Below are 2,971 nucleotides of genomic sequence, written 5' to 3'. Positions count from 1 at the left end.
GGGAGGGGTTAGGGGTGGGGGTACGTCGTAGAGCGAAAGCCTCGGCTTTCCATCTGCAATAGCCCTGCCCATTGTGGGGGGAGATGGCCGCGCAGCGGCCAGAGGGGGTCGGCACGACCGGACTCGGCCTGCTGCTGCAGAACAGGTTGGCGCTCTATGCGCGGCGACCCCCTCTGTCGCCTTTGGCGACATCTCCCCCTCAAGGGGGGGAGATCTGCCACGTCACGGAACCAGATCGATTTCCTCGGTCTCGCCGCCACTGCAGGTGTAGCAGCAATCGTCGCACTTTTCCGTATTGCCGGGGCCGACGCCCCAATAGGTGTTCTCGTCGCCGTCGACCCAGGCGCCGTAGCAGATCGATTCGCCGTCACTGCAGGACAGCGGGATCGCCTTGGTCTCGCCGTCGTTGAGATAGTAATCCTGATTGTTGCCCGGCCAGACATGATCGCGGTCCTGGCTGTAGAGCTCGACGCGCATGGCGTTCGGATGGCTGTTCTTGATCTCGAAAGTGACATCGCCGGCATGCGCGACGGGCGCAAATAGTGCGGCAAGGCAAAGCGCCGCGACGGCGCGGCGCGCGAAAGCATAGGACAACATTGCAATTCCCCCCGGAATGAAGCGGCCTGCCCGGCCGCGAGGGGGAACATGGCATGGCGGCGGGATGGGTGGAAGGGGGTGCGCCATTTGCACATCGCGAAAGCGCAGCGTTGCCAAGGAAGACCCCTCTCCGGTTTGCTTCGCAAACCACCTCTCCCCACTTCGTGGGGCGAGGAAATGCCAATCGCCGAAGCCTCACAAGACCTGGGTTCCTCGCCCCCACAAAGTGGGAGAGGTGGCCGCGAAGCGGCCGGAGAGGGGGCGGTCCGACCGGGCTCAACGCCCGGGCTTCAACAGCGTCCAGATCCAGCCGATGAATGTGAGCACCAGGGATAGCCGGCGGCGGGCAAAGGCGACGAGGTGGGCAGCAAGGGCGCACTCCAGAGGATCATGCCTGCCGACACGACAAACAGCACGGCGGCGACGAGAGCGGTCAGCCGCATCCATAGCGCGAAGGTTTTCGGCGCGCTGACCATGACCAGCGCCGCCGCCCAAAGCGAGATACCGCCGACATAGGAGGGCACGCTGGCCTCAAGCCCCGCCGCATTGCCGGAGAGCAGCAGGCTTTCGCCGGCGAGAAAGGTCAAAAATCCAGCCGCCACCCAGTCATTGCCCTGGCGCTGATATTTCATCGTCAGCAGCGCGGTCGCCACCACGAGCGCCACGCCGTCGATCGTCCAGAGCGTTTCACGAAGGGCGGCGCTCGCCACGAAGGTGCCGGCGAGTCCGAAAGCGCCGCCGATGGCGAGGCCGATCGCGGCGATGGTATCCAAGGTGGAACGCATTGAGATCTCCTCCCAAAGCCGCCTAAGGATACTTCAGGACGAGTACTCCCAAAAGGTGGGCTTATGCGGGCCGAAATCAACCATATCGTGAATGGTCTGATCGCAGGGAAGATTTTCCGGCAGCGCTGTCGCGGATTTCGAGCGGCGCCGATATTGGACGAGATTGAGACCTTAAAGCGGCGAGAGACGATAGGACTCCGCCCGGCAACTCGGCTGGCCTTTGAGCGGCCTTCCGACAGCAGTGCCCTGCCGCTCCCGGCAAAAATACAAGATCGCCAGCATCACCGCGACAAGCAGAATGGCGTAGTAGATCGACAGGGGGGCATAGATCGCCGCTTTTTCCGCCGTGAAGGGTCGGCCATGGCTGTCTGCGCGCGCCTGGATCGAGGCAACCAGCGCATCATGGGAAAACAATTGGTTTATTCCGGCCAATGGCCAGGTCGATGCGAACAGCGGGGCGTTGGGATCAGGAACGGTCCTAGCGTGGGAAAGACCTTCCCGAAGGCGCCATTGCGGATTCCGCAGGCGCAACATGGGCCGAAGTGAAGCGGAAAGAGGCGATTAAGTCGAGTGAGGTGTTTGGCTCTTGGGAACTCGCGTTCTGTTCGTGTATCGTGCACCGGTGGCATTAAGCCCGAGTCGGCACCGCTAGGCGCTTTTCTGAAAACATCGTAAAATTACAGAAGCAATAACGTCATATGCTGAAAGTACTTCAAGACGAGCACCGTAGGAACTTTCGCGATTTGCTCAGCACTGCATCCGCGGTACGCCGGGCAAAGGTGCGCGGAGAGATCCCGGCTTTGGGTCCTGCACACCTTCTGCATTTTTATGCCGCCGAGGTTGGCTTAAAATATCTTCTCAATAAGACAGCAAAAATACCATTTCGACATGAGACAACAAAAAAAGCCGAAGATGTTGAAGGCTTCAGTCATGGGATCGCAAAAATGATCGCGCGCCTAAAAGTGCCGGCGGCGAGGGTGCCTGCGCCGCCTAAGGCAGATTATAGGTGCGTGCCAGGGTTCAACGACGGTTCCGGAGGCCAACGCTTCTTGTTGTGCGATGCACATCAGGCTTGGAGGTACGGGTTAGTAATCGAGGCGACCGATGAAATTGATCTCACTGGCTACATTGAACAGGTCACTAAATACCTCGAAGGGGAAATTGCCTAATGAATGTACGTGATTCCTTGCGAGTCGCCGAACTGATCTCATGGGTAGATGTAGCCAGGAGGCTGTCTAGTATTGATGCGATCGGCGGTCCTTTGTCACCACCTAACGGATTGATTTCAACATCGGCTTACTGGAGCGGCCTTGACGTTGTCATAACTCGGGACGCCGACGAAGATGCAATACGTTCGTGGCTTAAAGGCGTTTTTGGCAGTTGGCTAAATACGACGGGTGAGCGGACGATGCACCTTGAGTTGTCGGCGCCACGGGGAATGGAGACCCTTCCGGTGGTAATCGTTCGAAGCGAGGAGACAACGCCAGCAAAAAGAATCTATGGGCCGATAGTGTTGAAGAAGTCGGCGATGAAGCCGTGGATCCACTCGCACCGAAGCGTCTTGATTAAGGTCGACGCGACCTCCTCGC

Annotated in this window: 4 protein-coding genes; 1 reads left to right on the top strand and 3 read right to left on the bottom strand. The window is 59.3% G+C overall.

Annotated features, from left to right (window positions below; all coding sequences use genetic code 11):
• Nucleotides 1-222 precede the first annotated feature (222 nt).
• From NKH41_RS33895 to NKH41_RS33885, 3 genes are all read right to left on the bottom strand, one after another.
• Nucleotides 223-594, bottom strand: coding sequence for a hypothetical protein (locus tag NKH41_RS33895; protein WP_023679031.1), 372 nt, complete (start codon nucleotides 592-594; stop codon nucleotides 223-225).
• Nucleotides 595-887: 293 nt separating this feature from the next.
• Nucleotides 888-1,382: a hypothetical protein gene (locus tag NKH41_RS33890; protein ID WP_352771013.1), complete on the bottom strand. Its 495-nt coding sequence runs from the start codon at nucleotides 1,380-1,382 to the stop codon at nucleotides 888-890.
• Between the two features lie 171 nt (nucleotides 1,383-1,553).
• Nucleotides 1,554-1,796 (bottom strand): hypothetical protein, encoded by a 243-nt coding sequence (locus NKH41_RS33885; RefSeq protein ID WP_352771012.1) that lies wholly within the window; start codon nucleotides 1,794-1,796, stop codon nucleotides 1,554-1,556.
• A 284-nt stretch (nucleotides 1,797-2,080) separates the two neighbouring features.
• Here NKH41_RS33885 and NKH41_RS33880 point away from each other — a divergent pair, with 284 nt between their 5' ends.
• Nucleotides 2,081-2,551 carry a hypothetical protein gene (locus NKH41_RS33880; RefSeq protein ID WP_352648395.1) on the top strand — a complete coding sequence of 157 codons (471 nt, stop codon included), beginning with the start codon at nucleotides 2,081-2,083 and terminating at the stop codon, nucleotides 2,549-2,551.
• The last annotated feature ends 420 nt before the right edge of the window (nucleotides 2,552-2,971 follow it).

Source organism: Mesorhizobium sp. M1169, from assembly GCF_040318345.1.
In the GTDB taxonomy this organism is placed as follows: domain Bacteria; phylum Pseudomonadota; class Alphaproteobacteria; order Rhizobiales; family Rhizobiaceae; genus Mesorhizobium.
The sequence above is the reverse complement of the archived record's forward strand: the minus strand, read 5'-3'. Positions and strand labels throughout refer to the sequence as shown.